This is a genomic window from Nocardia sp. NPDC058058, from assembly GCF_042885355.1.
Taxonomy (GTDB): Bacteria; Actinomycetota; Actinomycetes; order Mycobacteriales; family Mycobacteriaceae; genus Nocardia.
Window position 1 is genome coordinate 1,217,855 of record NZ_JBHVSA010000001.1, and the last position, 16,638, is coordinate 1,234,492.

15 protein-coding genes are annotated in these 16,638 nt (G+C 65.2%); 4 read left to right on the forward strand and 11 right to left on the reverse strand.

Going from position 1 to position 16,638, the window contains the following annotated elements; genetic code table 11:
• Positions 1–21: 21 nt before the first annotated feature.
• On the reverse strand, positions 22–1,194 hold the full coding sequence (locus tag ACFVUS_RS05595; RefSeq protein WP_387761969.1) for an SMI1/KNR4 family protein: 1,173 nt from the start codon (positions 1,192–1,194) through the stop codon (positions 22–24).
• A 253-nt stretch (positions 1,195–1,447) separates the two neighbouring features.
• Between ACFVUS_RS05595 and ACFVUS_RS05600 the strand changes: the two genes are divergently transcribed.
• A complete protein-coding gene (locus ACFVUS_RS05600) occupies positions 1,448–1,960 on the forward strand; it encodes a hypothetical protein (protein WP_364634950.1) in 513 nt (170 codons plus the stop codon).
• Here ACFVUS_RS05600 and ACFVUS_RS05605 read toward each other — a convergent pair.
• Complete coding sequence (locus ACFVUS_RS05605) at positions 1,925–2,680, reverse strand: methyltransferase (RefSeq protein WP_387761970.1); 756 nt, start codon at positions 2,678–2,680, stop codon at positions 1,925–1,927. The genes ACFVUS_RS05600 and ACFVUS_RS05605 overlap by 36 nt on opposite strands.
• A 1,211-nt stretch (positions 2,681–3,891) precedes the next feature.
• On the opposite strand from ACFVUS_RS05605, the gene ACFVUS_RS05610 reads away from it, so the two are divergent.
• Positions 3,892–4,308, forward strand: a complete 417-nt coding sequence (locus ACFVUS_RS05610; RefSeq protein ID WP_387761971.1) for a hypothetical protein — start codon at positions 3,892–3,894, stop codon at positions 4,306–4,308.
• Between the two features lie 53 nt (positions 4,309–4,361).
• On the opposite strand, the gene ACFVUS_RS05615 is transcribed toward ACFVUS_RS05610, so the two are convergent.
• Positions 4,362–5,255, reverse strand: coding sequence for a phosphotransferase family protein (locus ACFVUS_RS05615; RefSeq protein WP_387761972.1), 894 nt, complete (start codon positions 5,253–5,255; stop codon positions 4,362–4,364).
• The gene (locus ACFVUS_RS05620) at positions 5,252–6,589 is read right to left on the reverse strand and encodes a helix-turn-helix transcriptional regulator (protein WP_387761973.1); all 1,338 of its coding nucleotides are present in this window, start codon (positions 6,587–6,589) and stop codon (positions 5,252–5,254) included. The genes ACFVUS_RS05615 and ACFVUS_RS05620 overlap by 4 nt, the downstream gene beginning before the upstream one ends.
• A gap of 135 nt (positions 6,590–6,724) precedes the next feature.
• Between ACFVUS_RS05620 and ACFVUS_RS05625 the strand changes: the two genes are divergently transcribed.
• Entirely contained in the window at positions 6,725–7,195 is a 471-nt protein-coding gene (locus tag ACFVUS_RS05625; RefSeq protein ID WP_387761974.1) for a hypothetical protein, read from the forward strand.
• On the opposite strand, the gene ACFVUS_RS05630 is transcribed toward ACFVUS_RS05625, so the two are convergent.
• Positions 7,164–7,559 carry a VOC family protein gene (locus ACFVUS_RS05630; protein ID WP_387761975.1) on the reverse strand — a complete coding sequence of 132 codons (396 nt, stop codon included), beginning with the start codon at positions 7,557–7,559 and terminating at the stop codon, positions 7,164–7,166. The two genes, ACFVUS_RS05625 and ACFVUS_RS05630, sit on opposite strands and share 32 nt — an antisense overlap.
• Before the next feature lie 105 nt (positions 7,560–7,664).
• Between ACFVUS_RS05630 and ACFVUS_RS05635 the strand changes: the two genes are divergently transcribed.
• Positions 7,665–8,651, forward strand: a complete 987-nt coding sequence (locus ACFVUS_RS05635; protein ID WP_387761976.1) for a helix-turn-helix transcriptional regulator — start codon at positions 7,665–7,667, stop codon at positions 8,649–8,651.
• A 24-nt stretch (positions 8,652–8,675) separates the two neighbouring features.
• Here the strand turns inward: ACFVUS_RS05635 and ACFVUS_RS05640 are convergent, their stop codons facing one another.
• Genes ACFVUS_RS05640 through ACFVUS_RS05665 form a run of 6 tightly spaced genes read right to left on the reverse strand, consistent with a single transcriptional unit; the run spans position 8,676 to position 16,430 of the window.
• Entirely contained in the window at positions 8,676–10,208 is a 1,533-nt protein-coding gene (locus tag ACFVUS_RS05640) for a HEAT repeat domain-containing protein (RefSeq protein ID WP_387761977.1), read from the reverse strand.
• Positions 10,209–10,260: 52 nt separating this feature from the next.
• Complete coding sequence (locus tag ACFVUS_RS05645) at positions 10,261–10,656, reverse strand: hypothetical protein (protein WP_387761978.1); 396 nt, start codon at positions 10,654–10,656, stop codon at positions 10,261–10,263.
• 10 nt (positions 10,657–10,666) lie between these two features.
• The gene (locus ACFVUS_RS05650; protein WP_387761979.1) at positions 10,667–11,185 is read right to left on the reverse strand and encodes a GNAT family N-acetyltransferase; all 519 of its coding nucleotides are present in this window, start codon (positions 11,183–11,185) and stop codon (positions 10,667–10,669) included.
• 42 nt (positions 11,186–11,227) lie between these two features.
• Positions 11,228–12,319 (reverse strand): methylmalonyl Co-A mutase-associated GTPase MeaB, encoded by a 1,092-nt coding sequence (meaB, locus tag ACFVUS_RS05655; protein ID WP_387761980.1) that lies wholly within the window; start codon positions 12,317–12,319, stop codon positions 11,228–11,230.
• A complete protein-coding gene (gene scpA / locus ACFVUS_RS05660) occupies positions 12,316–14,568 on the reverse strand; it encodes a methylmalonyl-CoA mutase (RefSeq protein WP_387761981.1) in 2,253 nt (750 codons plus the stop codon). Before scpA ends, meaB begins: the two co-directional genes overlap by 4 nt.
• A gap of 2 nt (positions 14,569–14,570) precedes the next feature.
• Positions 14,571–16,430: a methylmalonyl-CoA mutase family protein gene (locus tag ACFVUS_RS05665; RefSeq protein WP_387761982.1), complete on the reverse strand. Its 1,860-nt coding sequence runs from the start codon at positions 16,428–16,430 to the stop codon at positions 14,571–14,573.
• Positions 16,431–16,638: the final 208 nt, after the last annotated feature.

Below are 16,638 nucleotides of genomic sequence, written 5' to 3' on the forward strand. Positions count from 1 at the left end.
GACGGGCGGAGTGAACTCAGCTCACTCGGCGCGGATTCGGGTTTGCCACCATAGGCTGTCGCAGGCTCTGAGCAGATGTTCGCGGACCGTGCCCGCGGCGGTGGTGTGGGCATCGCGGGGGCCGGTCACCGTGGAGTCGTCGAGCAGGGCGCGCACGACGCCGTCGCGATTGTCGACGCCGAAGGGGCGCACGCCCAGGATCGCGAAGGGTACGGCGGGGATCAGGCCGATGCGTTCGAGGACGGGTGCTTTGGGTTCGGGGTCCGGATGACCGCCCACGCGCATGCCGTGCAAGAGCATCTGGAAGGCCTCATTCTCGGATTCCTGTGCGGCGACGAGTATTTCGCGCCAGCGGCCGCCTTCGAGGAGTTGCCCGGTCGAGAGCACCTCGCCGATGCCCCACGGCGAGGAGATCATGCCGTCGGTGATGGAGAGCAGTTCGCGATGCTCCGGGTGCAGTGCGCCGCTCGCCGCGCGGTCGAGTTCGTCCAGCATGGCGTCGGTGGCGCCGATTTCGAGCATGACCGGGTGCTCCGGGAACGCTTGGGAAGAGAGTTCGGCGATCTTGGCGACGATATCGGCCATCGAGGGCGGGGCGATGCGGATATCGCGACCCCAGGTATCGGAATGCGGTCCGAGTTCGGCGGAGTCGGCGAAGGCGCGCAACTGGGGCAGTTCATAGGACAGGTACGAGTACAGGTCGGGCCAGATGGTGTCCGAGCCGATGTCGAGGGGGAAGACGCCACCGGCGGGGCCGCCCTCGGTATCGCGCAGCAGCAGGTACAGGTGCGAGGCGTAGCCGTTGTCGTTATCGCCGATGGATTGACAGCATGCCGGATCGTCGGGGATGCCGAGGTCCGCGGCCAGTACGCCGGAACTGTTCTCCATGAAGATCTGCAAGGTCTCCTCGGCCGAGAACCAGCGATCGCCGGTGCCGAGGTCGTCCGTGCCGAGTAGTCCGGAACCCAGGAAGTATTCGTCCCAGCCATTGGCGACGCTCAGGAATTCGCGGTAGTGCGGATCGAGCCGGTGGCCGAGTCGTTCCTCCGCGGCGCGCAGTTCGGCTTCCGTCGCACCGGGTTTGGGCAGGGTCAATGGCTGGTAGAGGTCGTCGGCCGCGGCGAGCCGTCGTCGCTGCGTGACCAGATCGTCGATCAGTTCTCGCCATGCCTGCTGTCCCACGGGTGTCGCCATGACACTCCCTCCCGCCGACCCGAATCAGTGAGCTATTTCGTAGCTATCGTAATTGGCGATCGGGCGTGATGCTCGACGAGCGGGGATCGGGCGAAATGTCCGAGTCTGAGGGTTTGGACTGAATTTCGCCGAGGCCGCCCACCGATGAGTCCATCCGGTTGACCGATCGGTAAGGTCGGGAATCGCGCGATGTCGCCGGTCGCCCGGCTGACACTGTGCGCGACAGATGTTTTCGACGATGAAGGATGAGCAGTTGACGTTTTCGAAGAGTGGACGCATCGCGATCGGCGCACTTGCCCTGGTATCGGTGCTGGGACTGTCCGCGTGCGGCAGCGGCGACAAGCATGAGGGCAAGCACGCCGCCACCACCACGGCCGCGTCGAAGGCGACCACCGCCGCCGCTCAGACCAACTACCCGCCGGTTCCGACCGCCGATGACCTCAATGCCGCATTCCAGAAGGTCGTCGACCCGAGCACCCCCAACGAGGCCAAGCTCGAACTGATGCAGGGCGTCTCCTCGGACCCGTCCCTCCCGCAGCGCCTGAGCGACGTCTACACCCAGAACAACGTCTCAGTGAAGGTCACCAACGTGACCGACCTCGGCAACGGCACCCTCACCGCCGACGTGCAGTTGGCGCTCAATGGCGGCACCCCGCAGAACGCCGTCGTCCCGTTCATCGCCGAAGACGGCAAGTGGAAGGTCCAGAAGGAATGGATCTGCAACATGCTCTCACTCGGCAACCAGACCTCCCCCGCCTGCAGCTGAGTCGGGAGTGGTATCCGCCGGCCCGGGTGTCCGTTCGAGACGCCCGGTCGGCTGGAATTTGATAGCGGTCCGCCCGTCTGCCACCCGCGTCACCACGAGGGGAGTGAGTCCGCAGTCCGCGGCCAGTCGGGTCAGTTCGTCGACGGTGCGTTCGCGACCGGCGAAGCACATCAGCATGAAAAGGTTGATCGCGGTATTCGCGCCCTCGCCCCGAATCGGCTCCAGGACTACGACAACGCCATTCGGGTCTGCGGCTTGTGCGCATTCGGTGAGGATGGCGCGGGCGTGTGTGTCGTCCCAGTCGTGCAGGATGTCGGACAGGATGTAAGCGTCGGCCCCGGTCGGCAGCGGATCGAAGAAGTTGCCGGACATTGCGGTGGCGCGATCGGTAAGCCCAGCGGCCCTGAAGGTTTCGGTCGCCAACGCCGCAGTTGGCGCGAGGTCGAGCACCTGTCCTCGGACGCCGGGATGCGCGCGGAGAATAGCCGTGAGAAGCGTTCCGTCACCACCGCCCACGTCCACGATGTGGGTGAAGCGTCCCCAGTCGAACTGTTCGGCGATCTGCCCCGCCATCGCCTTGAATCGCCACTTCATCTGCGCATCGAAGGATTTCCGGAGCGCCGGATCGGCATCCAGATCCGCCCAGAATGAGCGGCCATATCGCCGCGGATACGCGGCGTCCCCGGTGGCGATCGTTCCCAGCAATTCGACGAACGCCAATTCGGCTCGGCCACCGGCACTGTCGATATCCAGCAGTCTTCTGAATCCCTCGGGGGCGTCCGTGCGCATCTGATCGCCGAGGCATGTGGTTCGGTATCTGCCCGACGCCCGATCGCATTCGAATACGCCGACGGTGACCAGATGGTCGAGCAGCAATTCGAGTGCGGGCGCGGAAGTCCCTGAGCGAGTAGCGAGTTCAACAGCTGTCCCACCCGCGTCGCCAGCCAGCTCGGCAAGCCCGAGCGTAGCGGCCGCCCGAATGGACATAGGCGTGGCGAGATCGGCCAATGCCAGTATCGAAGGCGATTCCCCCGGCGTATTCACCCCCGGACTCTAACCATCTGTAATGTTCGCCGCCCGCCCCACGATCAGCCCCGTAGCCACGTTGGGGAGAGTGATGGTCGCGAAAAGTTCGGCGCCACAGGGCCGCCGAAGACTGAACTGGTTCAAAATCATCCGCCACACCGCCGGCGTGATAGCCGCCCTCACCCTGATGGTCGCCGGCCTCTTGGCAATGAAGGCCACCCCCGTTCCATCCCCCACCACCAATCCCCCCGTAGTACAGCTACCCGCAATCTCGGAACCGCTGCTACCGAAGTGGCTGGAGCCCTCCCCCACCTGACCCAGCACCCATCACCCTCGCGCATTCCTCGAGCACACCGAAGTCGCTGGCCCTCAGCCCAATTCGGGGATCTACGCGATAGAGCAACGCCGAACCCCCATAATTCCCCGCCACCCACTCCACATCCCCCTGACCGATCTCATCATCAACCCAAATGAACGGTCTCCCCCGCGCCCACTCCACCAATGCCCTTGTCTTCCAATGCAACCCGAACCACGCGTCAACCCGATCATCGGCCGCCTCGGGCCACTCCACAACTCCCAGCGTCCCCAACCCCAATCGAGGCCCGATAACCTCATTGGCGTCATGCATCCAGGTCGTGGCCCACACCAGCTCACAGGGAAGCGCCGCAAGCAGCACCCCAACACTCGGATCCACCCGCGCCACAAGCGGATTCCCGAAATCGTCACTCTCCCCCACCGGCCCGTCGAACGGTATCAGCGGCCCATCGACATCCAGAAACAACAGTGGGCGGTACCGAGCCTCCGTCACATTCGAAGCGTAGCCCCTTCCGGTCCGATACCCGACGATTCAACCCGGCGGGAGGATCTGCGTGGCCAGTCACGCTCAATTGTGATGGAGTTTGAGAATGCAGGCAGAAGACATCCCCCATACTTTCGGACCCGCGCTTCAGTTCATGGTGAATGGACGTGAGGTTGCCGATGTGACCGAATTGAGCGAGCGGGACTACCTGCGGCTGTTCACAAAACGGCCCGGCATATACATCGGCTACGAGTCGGTGCGCGGTGTAGTGGGGTTTCTGAACGGGTATGACTTCGCGGTCCGGCATCGAGGTGATGCGGGCCTGCACGGCTTTCGAGAATGGCTGCTAGCCAACCACGTACACCACGCGAGCAGTCTCGCCTGGTGGGTTCTGATCGAACGTATCGCGCTACCGGACAGAGATTTCGACGCCGAGCGCACTCCCGAACAGGAAGCACGCCTGGTGGCGTCGATCTTCGAGCTACTTGATGCTTTCCTCGCCGACCGCGAAACGTCAGCCTAGGGCGAAGGGGAGCTCTACAAGCGACGACTCGTGTGCGAGGGCAAATCATCTGCTCAGAGCGCCTGCCACGTCCAGGGTCTCGGTACCAGTCCGCGTACGCACGCTATCCGGTGCGACGCTTCGGACGCAGCTGCCGAGCTCGCATCCGAACGGCTGGCTGCGAAAGCAACCCATCGGAGCTCTTGGATGTCGGCGAGTACCCGATAGCTTGCCCACCGGGTGACGTCATAGCCGCCGTACGCCGCCACGAAGCCCCGATACTCGTTGTCGGAGATCCGTTGGAAGTCGGTGTAGTCCACCGCTAGCTGAACGAGATCCCATTCGCGCCATCCCATAGATACGTTGTCGAGGTCCAGCACTATGGGATGTCCCGAGGGCGGCACCACAAGATTTCCTTGCCAGGCGTCGCCGTGTATGACGCACGGAGGCAACGGATCATCTATATCGTCGTAGCGCTGACGCAGCTGTACATACTGCGTCAGAAGCCAGGAACGGTCTGCTTCGTCGATCGCGGCGGCGGACTCGAGGCGTTCTCGCAATCCGTCGAATGGCGCATAACTCGGAAGCGGGAATTCAGTTGGAGGCGTCAGGGTGTGCAGCTTTCGAAGCATGCTGCCGAGCTCCCCGGGTGTGGACGGCCTGTGGTCCGGGATCAGGGTCCACCAGGTCACGGGTCGGTCGCCCACCACCGTGGGCTGCGATATGTCGTCCGCCGCGCGCACGGTTTCGATGCCATTTTGGTTGAGCCAGCGCGAGATACAGAGTTCCCGCTGCGCCACCTGGTAACTTCCCGATTCGCCGATTCGAGCCACAACCCCGTTAGGCAACTCGAAGATCACATGGGAGCCTTCGCGAATTCTTACTGCGCCCCGCGCGTCCACTCTTGCGAGGGCCGCGGCCCGGGCCAGCACATCAGCGGATGAAATCTGTTCTCCGGGTTGTGTCACGAGGGCACCGTGGGTTGTTCACGAGCCTCGGCGAGTACGCCGTAGAGCTCGTTCACCTCAGGTATGTCGAGGTGCTTGATGGACGCGCGAGTCAGCACCTGCAATTCATCGCGAACCCGTTGGGAATCAAGCCCTTTCGCTTGGTGTGCGGCTTGCATTCCGAGCCCCGCCGCTTCCTGCGGATCCCCAATGCGCATCGTGAGCGTCGCCAATCGGGTCAGCGAGAAGGTTCGTGATCGTGGATAGCTCTCATCCTGCCGCCGGATTGCCTGGGCGATTCGGGGTGCGGCCAGCTCCTTCTGGTTTCGCGCCAACGCAACCGGGATGAGGGCCTTGCCGGTGCTGCCCAGGTGCTCGGCTTCGTCGTAGTAGCACATCCAGGGCGCGTCCTCACCTGGCACGCTGTCGGCGAAATAGTCGTCGGCGCGCGCTACTTCATTCAGTGTCTCGTCGGTACGACCTAGTGCGGCGAAGAACTGCGCGCGTCGCGTGCTGAGCATTGCGCGCGTGGTGGCGGAAAGTCTGTCGGAACGCACCTGAGCGAGTTCGACGAGTGATAGTGCATTGTCAGCACCCCTGGTATAGGCCATCATCCGAGCCATATCGGCGAGCACACTTGCCCGCAGATCCCACGATCCGGCGGCGTCCGCGCACCAGAGGGCAAACCGCGAGTGCTGTTCCGCGGTAACGAAGTCCGCGATATCAAAGGCCGCAAACGCTGCCACGCCACCAAGGTTGCCGACAGCCTCGAACATCGCCCGACGGGATTCGGTTGCACCCTTTCCTCGCACGAGCGGTGCGAGCGCGTAAAGCTGCTGACTCGCAAAGGCATTGGCCGATCCGCCACCGCTCAGGTTCTCAGTGGCCGCGGCGCGGCGGGTGGCGTCCCGTACTCGTTCGACATCGGAAAACGCGACCCTTCCGGTTCTGCGGGGCTCAGGAACATATTGAGCGGGCACAGCATCCAAATCGAAAGGGCTGAACACGTTAGCGGTGAGCGTCTTACAGGGCACAGTCGGTGCACCGAGTGAGCCCGCATCCGTATGACGCCTGGCCTGTCGATCATCATCCGCCTGGGCGCGAAGGATAATGAGCGCTCCTGCTGCCCCCAGGGCACCGTCGATCGCGGCAACAATCTCATGCGAGGGAAGGCTGGAATTCTCCCACTCGGTCAGCGTGACGTACTGACGCGAATAGCCGATCTTGGATGCCAATACGCGTTGAGAAATGCCCGCTTCTATTCGGAGGCGTTTGATTTCGCGCGCCAGCTGGTCGGCGACCGATGGCTGACGCCGGTCAGGCTCGTTCGTCAAGTCACCCGCACCCCTGGCCATGGGTTTCATTCTGGTCTACCGCACCGGTGTGGCAAGCCCCGTTTCCGCACGACTTGCCATCTTTCTTGCCTCGCAAGCACTGCGGTTTGCTCGTCGTGAACGAGCGGCTCGCATTCGACCAGTGAGGGAGCACCGATGAACCGAGGTACCGGAGCCTTCAGATTCCCCGGCGGTGTTCTGGAACTTCGAGCCGGGGAGGCGTCTGAGGATTGCTCGGGGGTCTACCTGGAACTCTCCCAGTTCGTACAGGACGACCACCGCGAATCGACTAGAGGAACCACGGAAATGCATTACAGGCCAACGTGTTTGGGCTATCTGCGGACCGATGTGTCCGGAGCGGCGCAGGTTTGGGATCAGAGCCGGATCCGTAGGCTCGCGGAGCGGCTGGGCTATGACTTCGCCGATATGGTGATCTATGACCCGAAGTTCGGGCGGCCGCCATTCGCTCGGTTGAAGGCACAGGCGACTCGGTTGGATGCGGAGGCCGTGATCGTGCCGAGTGTCGAGCATTTCGGTGGGGAGGAGATGCCCGGGACCTTGGTGCGGGAACTCGACGTGATCACGGTGACGCCGTTCAGGCGAATTTTGCGAGAGCTTGCTCGGTGATCGGGGTGAAGAGGTTGATCAGGTTGCCGTCGGGGTCTCGGAGCAGGAGGGAGCGGTTGCCCCAGGGCATGGTGGTCGGCTCGTTGACGAAATCGGTGACCGTGGCGCGTAGGCGCGTGTAGGTGGCGTCGACATCGGGGACGTGGAATTCGATGATGGCGGTGTGGTTGTCGGCGGGGCGGGCGCTGCCGGGGGCGAAGAGGGGGACCGTGCGGGTGCTGCCGATCGCGAGGGTGGCGGAGGGGGTGGTGAGTTCGGCGAAGTCGGGGGTGCTCCAGGTCGGTTCGATGCCGGTCAGGTGTTCGTAGAAGGTGACCAGCTGGTGGATGTTGTCGGTGATCAGGCGGATCGAGACGAGGTTCATCGGGTACTCCCGTGGTCGGAATTCGCGCGGCGGGTGCGCCGTCGAAGGCCACGGTAGAAGGTATACCGGACAGATTCCGCCCGGTATCGATGAGAGAATTTCCCGATGACTCGGCCTACCGCCCGTGTGCTCGCACTGCTGGAGCTTTTGCAGACCGGCGGCACCCACACCGTCGGCGCGCTCGCCGGGCGGCTCGGGGTCGATGAGCGCACCGTCAGGCGATACGTCACCCATCTGACCGACCTGGATATCCCGATCCGATCAGTGCGCGGCCGCTACGGCGGCTATCGACTCGCTCCCGGGTATCGAATGCCACCCCTGATGCTGACCGATGACGAAGCGGTGGCCGTATTGCTCGGGCTGCTCACCAGCCGCAGCGGATCGACGGCCGCCCACGCCGTGGAGAGCGCCACCGCCAAACTCCGCAGGGTCCTGCCCGCACGCCTGACCACCCGCTTGGAAGCGCTGATCCACACCGTCGAATTCACGGCCGACGACCGTCCAGAAGTCGCGGTGGACACGACCGTGCTCCTTCGCCTCGCCGAGGCAACGCGCGAACACCGAACGCTCGCAATCACATACACCGATCGCAACGGACGACACAGCGAACGAACCGTGCACCCTTACGGGCTGGTCGCGCATGCCGACCGCTGGTACCTGGCCGGGAGGGACGGTCGCAGCGATGACATGCGCCAGTTCCGGCTCGATCGCATCGCCAACGCCACCGTGCTATCCAAAACCTTCACTCCCCCGGCCGAATTCGAGCCGAGCGCCCATCTACTCGCCGCCCTGGCGACAGCGCCGTACCGGCACGATGTATCGATTCTGATGCAAGGTGCGCCCGCTCAGATCCGCCCGCTCCTTCCCGAGACGATCGCGACCGTGCACGAAGCCGATTCGCCACGCGCAGATGCCGAACCGTGGGTCCGGGTGCGCATCCGAGCCGAGCGACTCGACTGGATTCCACCGCTCCTGGCGAGTCTGGACCGCCCATTCGTCATCGAACACCCGGCCGAACTCAACGACGCGGTGCGCGCCCTCGCCGTTCGGTTGACCGCGTCCGCCGACAGCGGACCCGAATCAGCCGACTAGCGAACCTGGTTCACGCCACGAGGTTCATCGGGAGTCCAGGTTCGCGAGAGCCCGTGCCACATAACGGTTGTCGGCATCCCGAAGGTCACTCACCGCTGACGGCCGCAGGCCCGCGCCGCGGCACGCACCCAGCAGCCGGGTGTGCACCGCCCACGTAAGCAGGGGCGGCTCGGAGAGTAAATACAGCAGCGATTCCACGTTATCCCCGAGGAGGGTTATCGCCTCGGCACGAATGCTCTCCCGAAGGTCGCTGCGAGCCAAGTCGATCAACCGGTCATCGAGTTCGCCGGGTGGAGTGTGTGCAGCGCAGGTGACCAATGCTTCTTGCCCTCGAGTACCGGCGACTTCACCAGAGGTGATCAAGTCCCATGTGAGCGTTGCGATCTCAGGCGACGATGGCATGTATCGCAGGGTGTAGATCGCAGATTGCCGAACATTTGGATCCGGGTCGTGAGCCAGTGCGAGCAGCACATCCACCGCGTCCCAATTCGACACCACCCAGCAGCACAGTGCACGCACCTGCGGGTCGGGATGACCTGATAGAAACGCGGCGAGTCCGGGACGGTCGGCCTCGGGCATGGCGTTCCAACTGGTGCCGAGCATATGCCTGCGCAGCACAGCGAGTTTCGGCTCCCACGGGCCGTCCGGATCAGAGAACAGGCCAAAGAGCTCCGCTGCCGAGGGCATGTGGGGCTTTGATCGTGGCGCACCGGATCGCGCAGGCGCGGTGTCGATTTCGGTTACGGTGCCGATCTCCGGCGAGGCGAGCAAGTCGGCGACCGGTGTGAGCCACTCGCCGATGCCTGCCCGGTCATCCTCGAAATCACTGAGCAGTCCGGCAGCGGCGGCACGCGCTTCCGTCGCTCGTTCGTCATCACCTCGGGCCAGTTCGTGCAACAGCCGCAGCGTGGCCCTGCTGGCGTAATACCGCAGCGAATCGATTGCGGCACAAGCAGCCTCGACCGAGCTGTCGTTCACCGCCACTCGATGTAGCGCCGATTCGGCAGCCACCGGCTCATCCCAGCCGAGGTGATAGGCGGCCGTCCGGCGCACCGCCGGGTCGGAGTGGTCCAGCGCGGCGATCTGGTATCGCTGCCAGCGCGGTTCTTCGAAAGTGACCCCGATTCCCACGAGTGCGTCCCGGTGCAGCGGGTGGGCGGGGTCGTTCAGGATCGGTTCGACCAGATCCGCCTCGCCGCGCGTAACCTGCCGCAGCACACAACCGCGCACCACATCGTCACCGGTATCCCACCAGTCGCGCAGGGTCTCGACGGGAAATATCTCCGAACCCTCCAGCGCCCACAGCGCTGCTTTGCGCACCTCGTCCGGCCGATCGCGGTCGCGCGCGATACCGGTCAGCGGTGTCACCGAGCGCGGGTCACTGAGCCGGGCGAGCGCATAGCCGATCCGCTCGCGCTCCGATTCTCCGACACCATGATCGGTCAGCGTCCGAATCAATTCGAACGTCGCCGACCGATCCTGTTCCTCGGTGATCCGATCCAACTCCGCCAGCACGCGCACGCACACATCCTTGCCGAGGCGCTGCCCGGCGGCCACCGAGATTCTCTCCGAGGGCTTCGATCCCGGATACCGGCGAGGTCCGGTGAAGTTATCCCTTCGAGCCGCCTGGCGCGCGCAGCAACCAGCGCCAGCGCGGAAGTTCAGCGAAGACCGTGGCACATGCCAATACGGTCACGACGACAGCGAGCCACGGATACCAGGCGAACCACACGCTGACGACCGCTGCGACGAGTTGCAGCACGACCAGGGCGATTGTCGCGATGCCCGGAACCGGGATGAGGGTTTGCTTCTTGTCGCCGGGCGTGGAGAACAGGGTTGGCAGGCCGATGAGCACGACCACGGAGAGGATGGCCAGGGCTATCGAGTGTTGGGCGAGGGCCCAGGGGGTTGCGATCCAGGCGATGAGTTCGGTGGTGAAGCGCAGGGCCGCGGGGATGCGGGCGTGGTCGGTGAGGTTTGGGGAGGTGGGTGCGGGGTCGAGCATGGCGGACAGCCTAGGCGGGGAGCCAGGTGTATTCGAGTTCGGTGAGGGTGAAGCCCTGGGGGAAGTGGGCGGGGCGGCGGTCGGTGCGTTTGCCGCCGTGGCGTTCGTAGAACGCTATGGCCGGGGTGTTGGCTTCGAGGACTTCGAGGTAGAGGGTGCGGCCGGGGTGTTCGGTGGTGACCCAGGTTTGGGCGTGGGTCAGGAGGCGGGTGCCGGTGCCCGAGCGTTTGAGGGTGGGGCGGACGTGGAGGTTGTCCAGGAGGATGCGGCCGTCGGATTGTGGTGTGAGGTAGACGAATCCGGTCAAGGTAGCCGCGTCCGTCAAGGTGGCCGCGTCCGTGGCGACGAATAGGGCCGCGCCGGGGGTGGGCGTGGTCAGGCGGTGCTGCCACAGGGCCAGGCGCTCTTCGTAGAGCGGGCCGTTGAGGTAGTCGGCGGGCATGATGTCCGCGTAGGCGGTGCGCCAGCTCTCGGTGTGGAGGGTGGCGACCGCTTCGGCGTCGGCGAGAGTGCCGGGGACGATGGTCATCGGCGCTCATTCGTGATGGTCATCGGTACTCCCTGAGGGTCATCAGTGCTCGTCGAAGGCGCGCAGGAGTTCTTCGGCGGCCAGGGCAGGGGTCAGTGAGCCCGCGCGGACCTGGGATTCCACCTGAGCGCGAACGGATTTCACGTTCGGGTTGTCCGACAGGCGGCGCAGCAGGCTGTCGTTGACCATGGTCCAGGTCCAGTCGATCTGCTGGCGCCGGCGCTTCTCGGCGAATTCGCCCGCCTCGGTGAGAACCTTGCGGTGGGTGAGGACGGTGTCCCAGAACTTGTCCAGGCCAACGCCGTTCAGGCCGCTCATGGTGATTACCGGTGGGTGCCACAGCGAATCGCGCGGGTGGATGAGGCGCATGGCCCCGGCCAGCTCGCGAGCGGCCGCCTTGGCTTCCAGCTCATGCTTGCCGTCGGCCTTGTTGACCGCGACCAGGTCGGCCAGCTCCAGCACGCCTTTCTTGATGCCCTGCAACTGATCTCCGGTACGAGCCAGGGTCAGGAAGCAGAAGACGTCGACCATATTGGCGACCGTGACCTCGGACTGACCCACGCCGACCGTCTCGACCAGGATCACGTCGTACCCCGCCGCTTCCAGCAGCACGATCGTCTCGCGAGTCGCCTTGGCGACACCGCCGAGCGTGCCCGCGGTGGGCGACGGGCGAATGAAAGCGTTGCGCTCCACCGCGAGTCGCGCCATCCGGGTCTTATCGCCCAGAATCGAACCACCGGTGCGGGTGGAGGACGGGTCCACCGCCAGCACCGCCACCCGATGCCCCTGTTCGATCAGCGACATACCCAGCGAGTCGATGAACGTCGACTTGCCCACACCCGGAACACCGGTGATCCCAACCCGATTGGACACCACCGCGTCCGTGCCGGGCGTCAGGCGCAGCAGCAGCTGCTGCGCCAGTTCACGATGATCGCTGCGGGTGGATTCGACCAGGGTGATGGCGCGCGCCAGCCCGGCTCGCTCCCCCGCCCGCACCTGCTCCGCCAGCTGATCGACATCGACGGCCCGCTTCACACCGCGAGCCGCGGCCTGGGGGCCGCCGACGCCACGGACCCCGGCGGTGGTGCCCAGCCGCGGGTGAGGGTCACCCGCGGCACGCACGGCGTCACTCATTCGGCCGCGCCGGTGCCGATCTCATGGCCCAGTGCATCGGCCAGTTTCTTGATCAGATCGATTGCGGCATCGGCGATCACGGTGCCGGGCGCGAAGATCGCGGCCGCACCGGCCTCGTACAGTTCGGCGAAGTCGCCGGGCGGGATGACGCCGCCGACCACGACCATGATGTCGGACCGGCCGACATCGGCCAGTGCCTGCCGCAGGGCGGGCACCAGCGTGAGATGGCCCGCCGCCAGCGAGGAGACGCCGACAATGTGCACGTCATTGTCGGCGGCCTGCTGGGCCACTTCTTCGGGGGTCTGGAACAGCGGGCCCACATCGACGTCCATGCCGAGGTCGGCGAACGCGGTCGCGATCACCTTCTGACCGCGGTCGTGCCCGTCCTGACCCATCTTGCAGACCAGGATGCGGGGACGACGGCCTTCGGCCTCGGCGAACTCGTCGACGAGCTCGATCGCCTTGCTGATATTGCTCACCTTGCCGGCCTCCTCGCGGTAAACACCGGAGAGCGTACGGATTTCGGCCTGATGGCGGCCGTACACCTTCTCCAGCGCGTCGGAGATCTCACCGACGGTGGCCTTGGCGCGCGCGGCCGCGATGGCCAGCGCCATCAGGTTGTTCTCCATACCGCCTTCGGAAGAGGCTGCGGCACGGGTCAATTCGGCCAGTGCCCGCTCGCATTCGGCGGTATCGCGCTCGGCGCGCAGACGCACCAGCTTCTCGTTCTGCTCGGCGCGCACACGCGAGTTCTCGACCTTGAGGACCTCGATCTCCTGGTCCTCTTCGGCCTGATACTTGTTCACGCCGATGACGGCCTGCTGGCCGGTATCGATGCGCGCCTGGGTACGGGCCGCGGCCTCTTCGATGCGCAGCTTCGGAATGCCTTCCGAAATCGCCTGCGCCATACCGCCGTGCGCCTCCACCTCGGCGATATGCGCACGTGCGCGCTCGGCGAGCTGATGGGTCAGCCACTCCACATAGTACGAGCCGCCCCACGGATCGATCGGCCGCGTGGTGTTGGACTCCTGCTGGATCAGCAGCTGGGTATTACGCGCGATTCGAGCGGAGAAGTCGGTCGGCAGCGCCAGCGCCTCGTCAAGTGCGTTGGTGTGCAGCGACTGGGTGTGCCCCTGGGTCGCGGCCATGGCCTCGACACAGGTGCGCGCCACATTGTTGAACACGTCCTGCGCGGTCAGCGACCAGCCCGAGGTCTGCGAATGGGTGCGCAGCGACAGCGATTTCGCGCTCTTGGGCTCGAACTTGGCGACCAGTTCACTCCAGAGCAGCCGTCCCGCACGGAGTTTGGCGACCTCCATGAAGAAGTTCATGCCGATGGCCCAGAAGAACGACAGTCGCGGCGCGAACTTGTCGACCTCCATGCCTGCTTCGATACCGGCCCGGATGTACTCCACACCGTCGGCGAGGGTGTACGCCAGCTCCAGATCGGCCGTGGCCCCCGCTTCCTGAATGTGGTAGCCGGAGATGGAGATCGAGTTGAACTTGGGCATCTTGGCCGAGGTGTAGGCGAAGATGTCGGAGATGATCCGCATCGACGGCTTCGGCGGATAGATGTAGGTGTTGCGGACCATGAACTCTTTCAGAATGTCGTTCTGAATGGTTCCGGCCAGCTGTTCGGGCTTGACACCTTGCTCTTCGGCGGCGACGACGTACAGCGCCAGAATCGGCAGCACCGCGCCGTTCATGGTCATCGACACCGAAACCTGGTCCAGCGGAATCTGATCGAACAGTTCGCGCATGTCCAGGATGGAGTCGATGGCCACACCGGCCATACCGACGTCACCGGTCACGCGCGGATGATCGGAGTCGTAACCGCGGTGCGTGGCCAGGTCGAACGCGACCGACAGACCCTTCTGACCCGAGGCCAGGTTGCGGCGGTAGAAGGCGTTCGAGTCAGCGGCGGTGGAGAAACCCGCGTACTGGCGAATCGTCCACGGCTGATTCACGTACATGGTCGGGTACGGACCCCGCAGGAACGGCTGAATTCCCGGCACCGTATCCAGCGGATATCCCTCGGCCACAATGGCATCGCGGTCCGCCCTGGTGAATACCGGTGGCACGTCGATGCCTTCGGGCGTCGCCCAGGTGAGCTGTTCGGGCGCATAGTGATTGGCGGACGCGGCCGCTGCCACGAACTCCTCGACCTGCGCGGCCTCGACGGGGGCGGTATCGGGCTCCCCCAGCGGAACCTCGGCGAAATTGCCGATCAGATGCTTGATATCGCTCATCTCTATGCTCCCAGCTTCTCCAGCAGGCCGGACAGCGCCGTCACCGCATCCATCCGCGCCGTCAGGAATCCGTCCGGACGCTGTGCGCCGGTCAGGTCCGCCACCGCTTTCTCGGCTCCGGCCAGCAGCACGGTGCTGACACCGGCCGCGCGCAGGGCGTCGACCGCGGCGGCGGCATCGGTGCCGTAGCGCGGGTCCGAACCACACAGCACCGCGATCGAGACACCGGATTCGGTTGCCGCCGCGCCGATTCCGTCCGCGCTCAGCACGCCCGGGTTGATCGGTTCGATTCCGCCCGAGGCCAGCACGTTCGCACTGAAGGTGACGCGCACATTGTTCTCCGACACCGGGCCCAGCGGCACCAGCAGCGCCTTGGGTCGTGCGCCATTGGCTGCCAGGTAGGCGTCGGAGCGATTGCGCAGCGCCTCGAACGCCGCGCCGTAGCGGGCGATCGGGCTGGCCGCGCGGGCCGCCTCGGACAGCGGCTCCTCGTTCAGATTCGGGAATTCGTTGACACCGGTGACGGCCGTCTTGCGGTGCGCCACATCGGAATCGCGCTTGGCACGGGTCGCCTCGATACGCTCGGCGAGCAGACCGGCCTGCAAAGCAGCGAGGTAGCCACCGGCCGCCTCGATCTCCTGCATGAACTCCCACGCCTTGGCGGCGAGTTCATCGGTGAGCGATTCGACGTACCAGGAGCCCGCACCCGGATCCTGCACGTGCCCGAGGTGCGATTCCTCGAGCAGCAGCAGCTGGGTATTGCGCGCCATGCGCTCGGTGAACGCCTGCGAGACACGGAGTTCCCCGGCGGGCAGCGCATCGTCGAAGGGCAGCACGGTGACGACATCCGCGCCACCGACGCCCGCGCCGAACGCGGCCAGGGTGGTGCGCAGCATGTTCACCCACGGATCACGCTGGGTCATCATGGCGGCGGAGGTGACCGCCTGCTGCGGGGCGTTGCCGTAGTCGGGTGCGCCCACGACCTGCGCCACGCGCGCCCAAAGACGGCGGGCCGCACGGAATTTGGCGATCGACTCGAACTGGTCGTCGGTCGCCGCGAAGCGGAAGCCGAGCTGATCCAGCGCATCGGCGATATCGGCGCCCGCATCGGTGAGCGCGCGCAGGTATTCGAGACCCGCGGCCACGGCCGCACCGAGCTCCTGCGCGGCGGAAGCACCCGCGTTGTGGAATGCGATGCCGCACACGGTGATCGCGCGAATATTCTCCGGCCGCGCCACCGCCTGCTGCGCCAGGGCGATGGCCCCGTCCAGATCGATGGCGGAGGAACCGGCGAACAGGCTGGTCAGCGGAGTCGCGCCGAGCGAGACCCGAATTCCGGTGCGGTCGGCCACGTCGTAGCCGTCGAGTACCGAGAACAGTTGCGCCGCAGCCTCGGCGGCGGCCGGACCGGCGTCCAGCGCGAGGGGGGCGAGCTCGAACAGCAGTCCGTTCAACGCGGCGGGAATCTCCGCCACCGGGACGCCGCGGTCCGCGACACCGAGCCATACCGCACTCACGCCATTTTCCAGCGCGTCCAGGATGCTCCGGTTTACAGTGGCCCCGTCGGATCCCCCGAACCGCTGGCTGACGAACCAGCCGCGGTGCACATCGCGCGTGGCGTCACCGCCGCGCACGAACGGGAAGGCGCCCGGCAGCGGCTGCTCGGGCAGCTCATCGCGACGGGTGTAGAGGGGGTTGACGGTAAGACCGTCATAGGTGGTGACCGCGAGCAGCTTCTCCGGCTCTTCCGGGAGTTCCGAGGCCTCGACCCTGCGGGCCTTGGCCAGCACTCCGGCAACACCCTTGCGCCAGGCGGCGTACCCGGGCACCGGATCGGCGTCCGGGTCTGAAGCAATCGGCATAGCTGCTGTTCCTTCTTCCACTCACTGACCAAACGACCGGTTTGTAATGCATCCGCACTGCTCAGAGGTCATTTCGGTTAACGAGCATTCCTCGTCTTTCCCCTGATGCTAGCGGGATGGCTGTGATTCCTGTCCACTGAGTCTCACTACCAGTGAGTAACCTGGCAAGTTGCCAATAACCCTTCCCGCCCGGGTCCGACCCGAATCC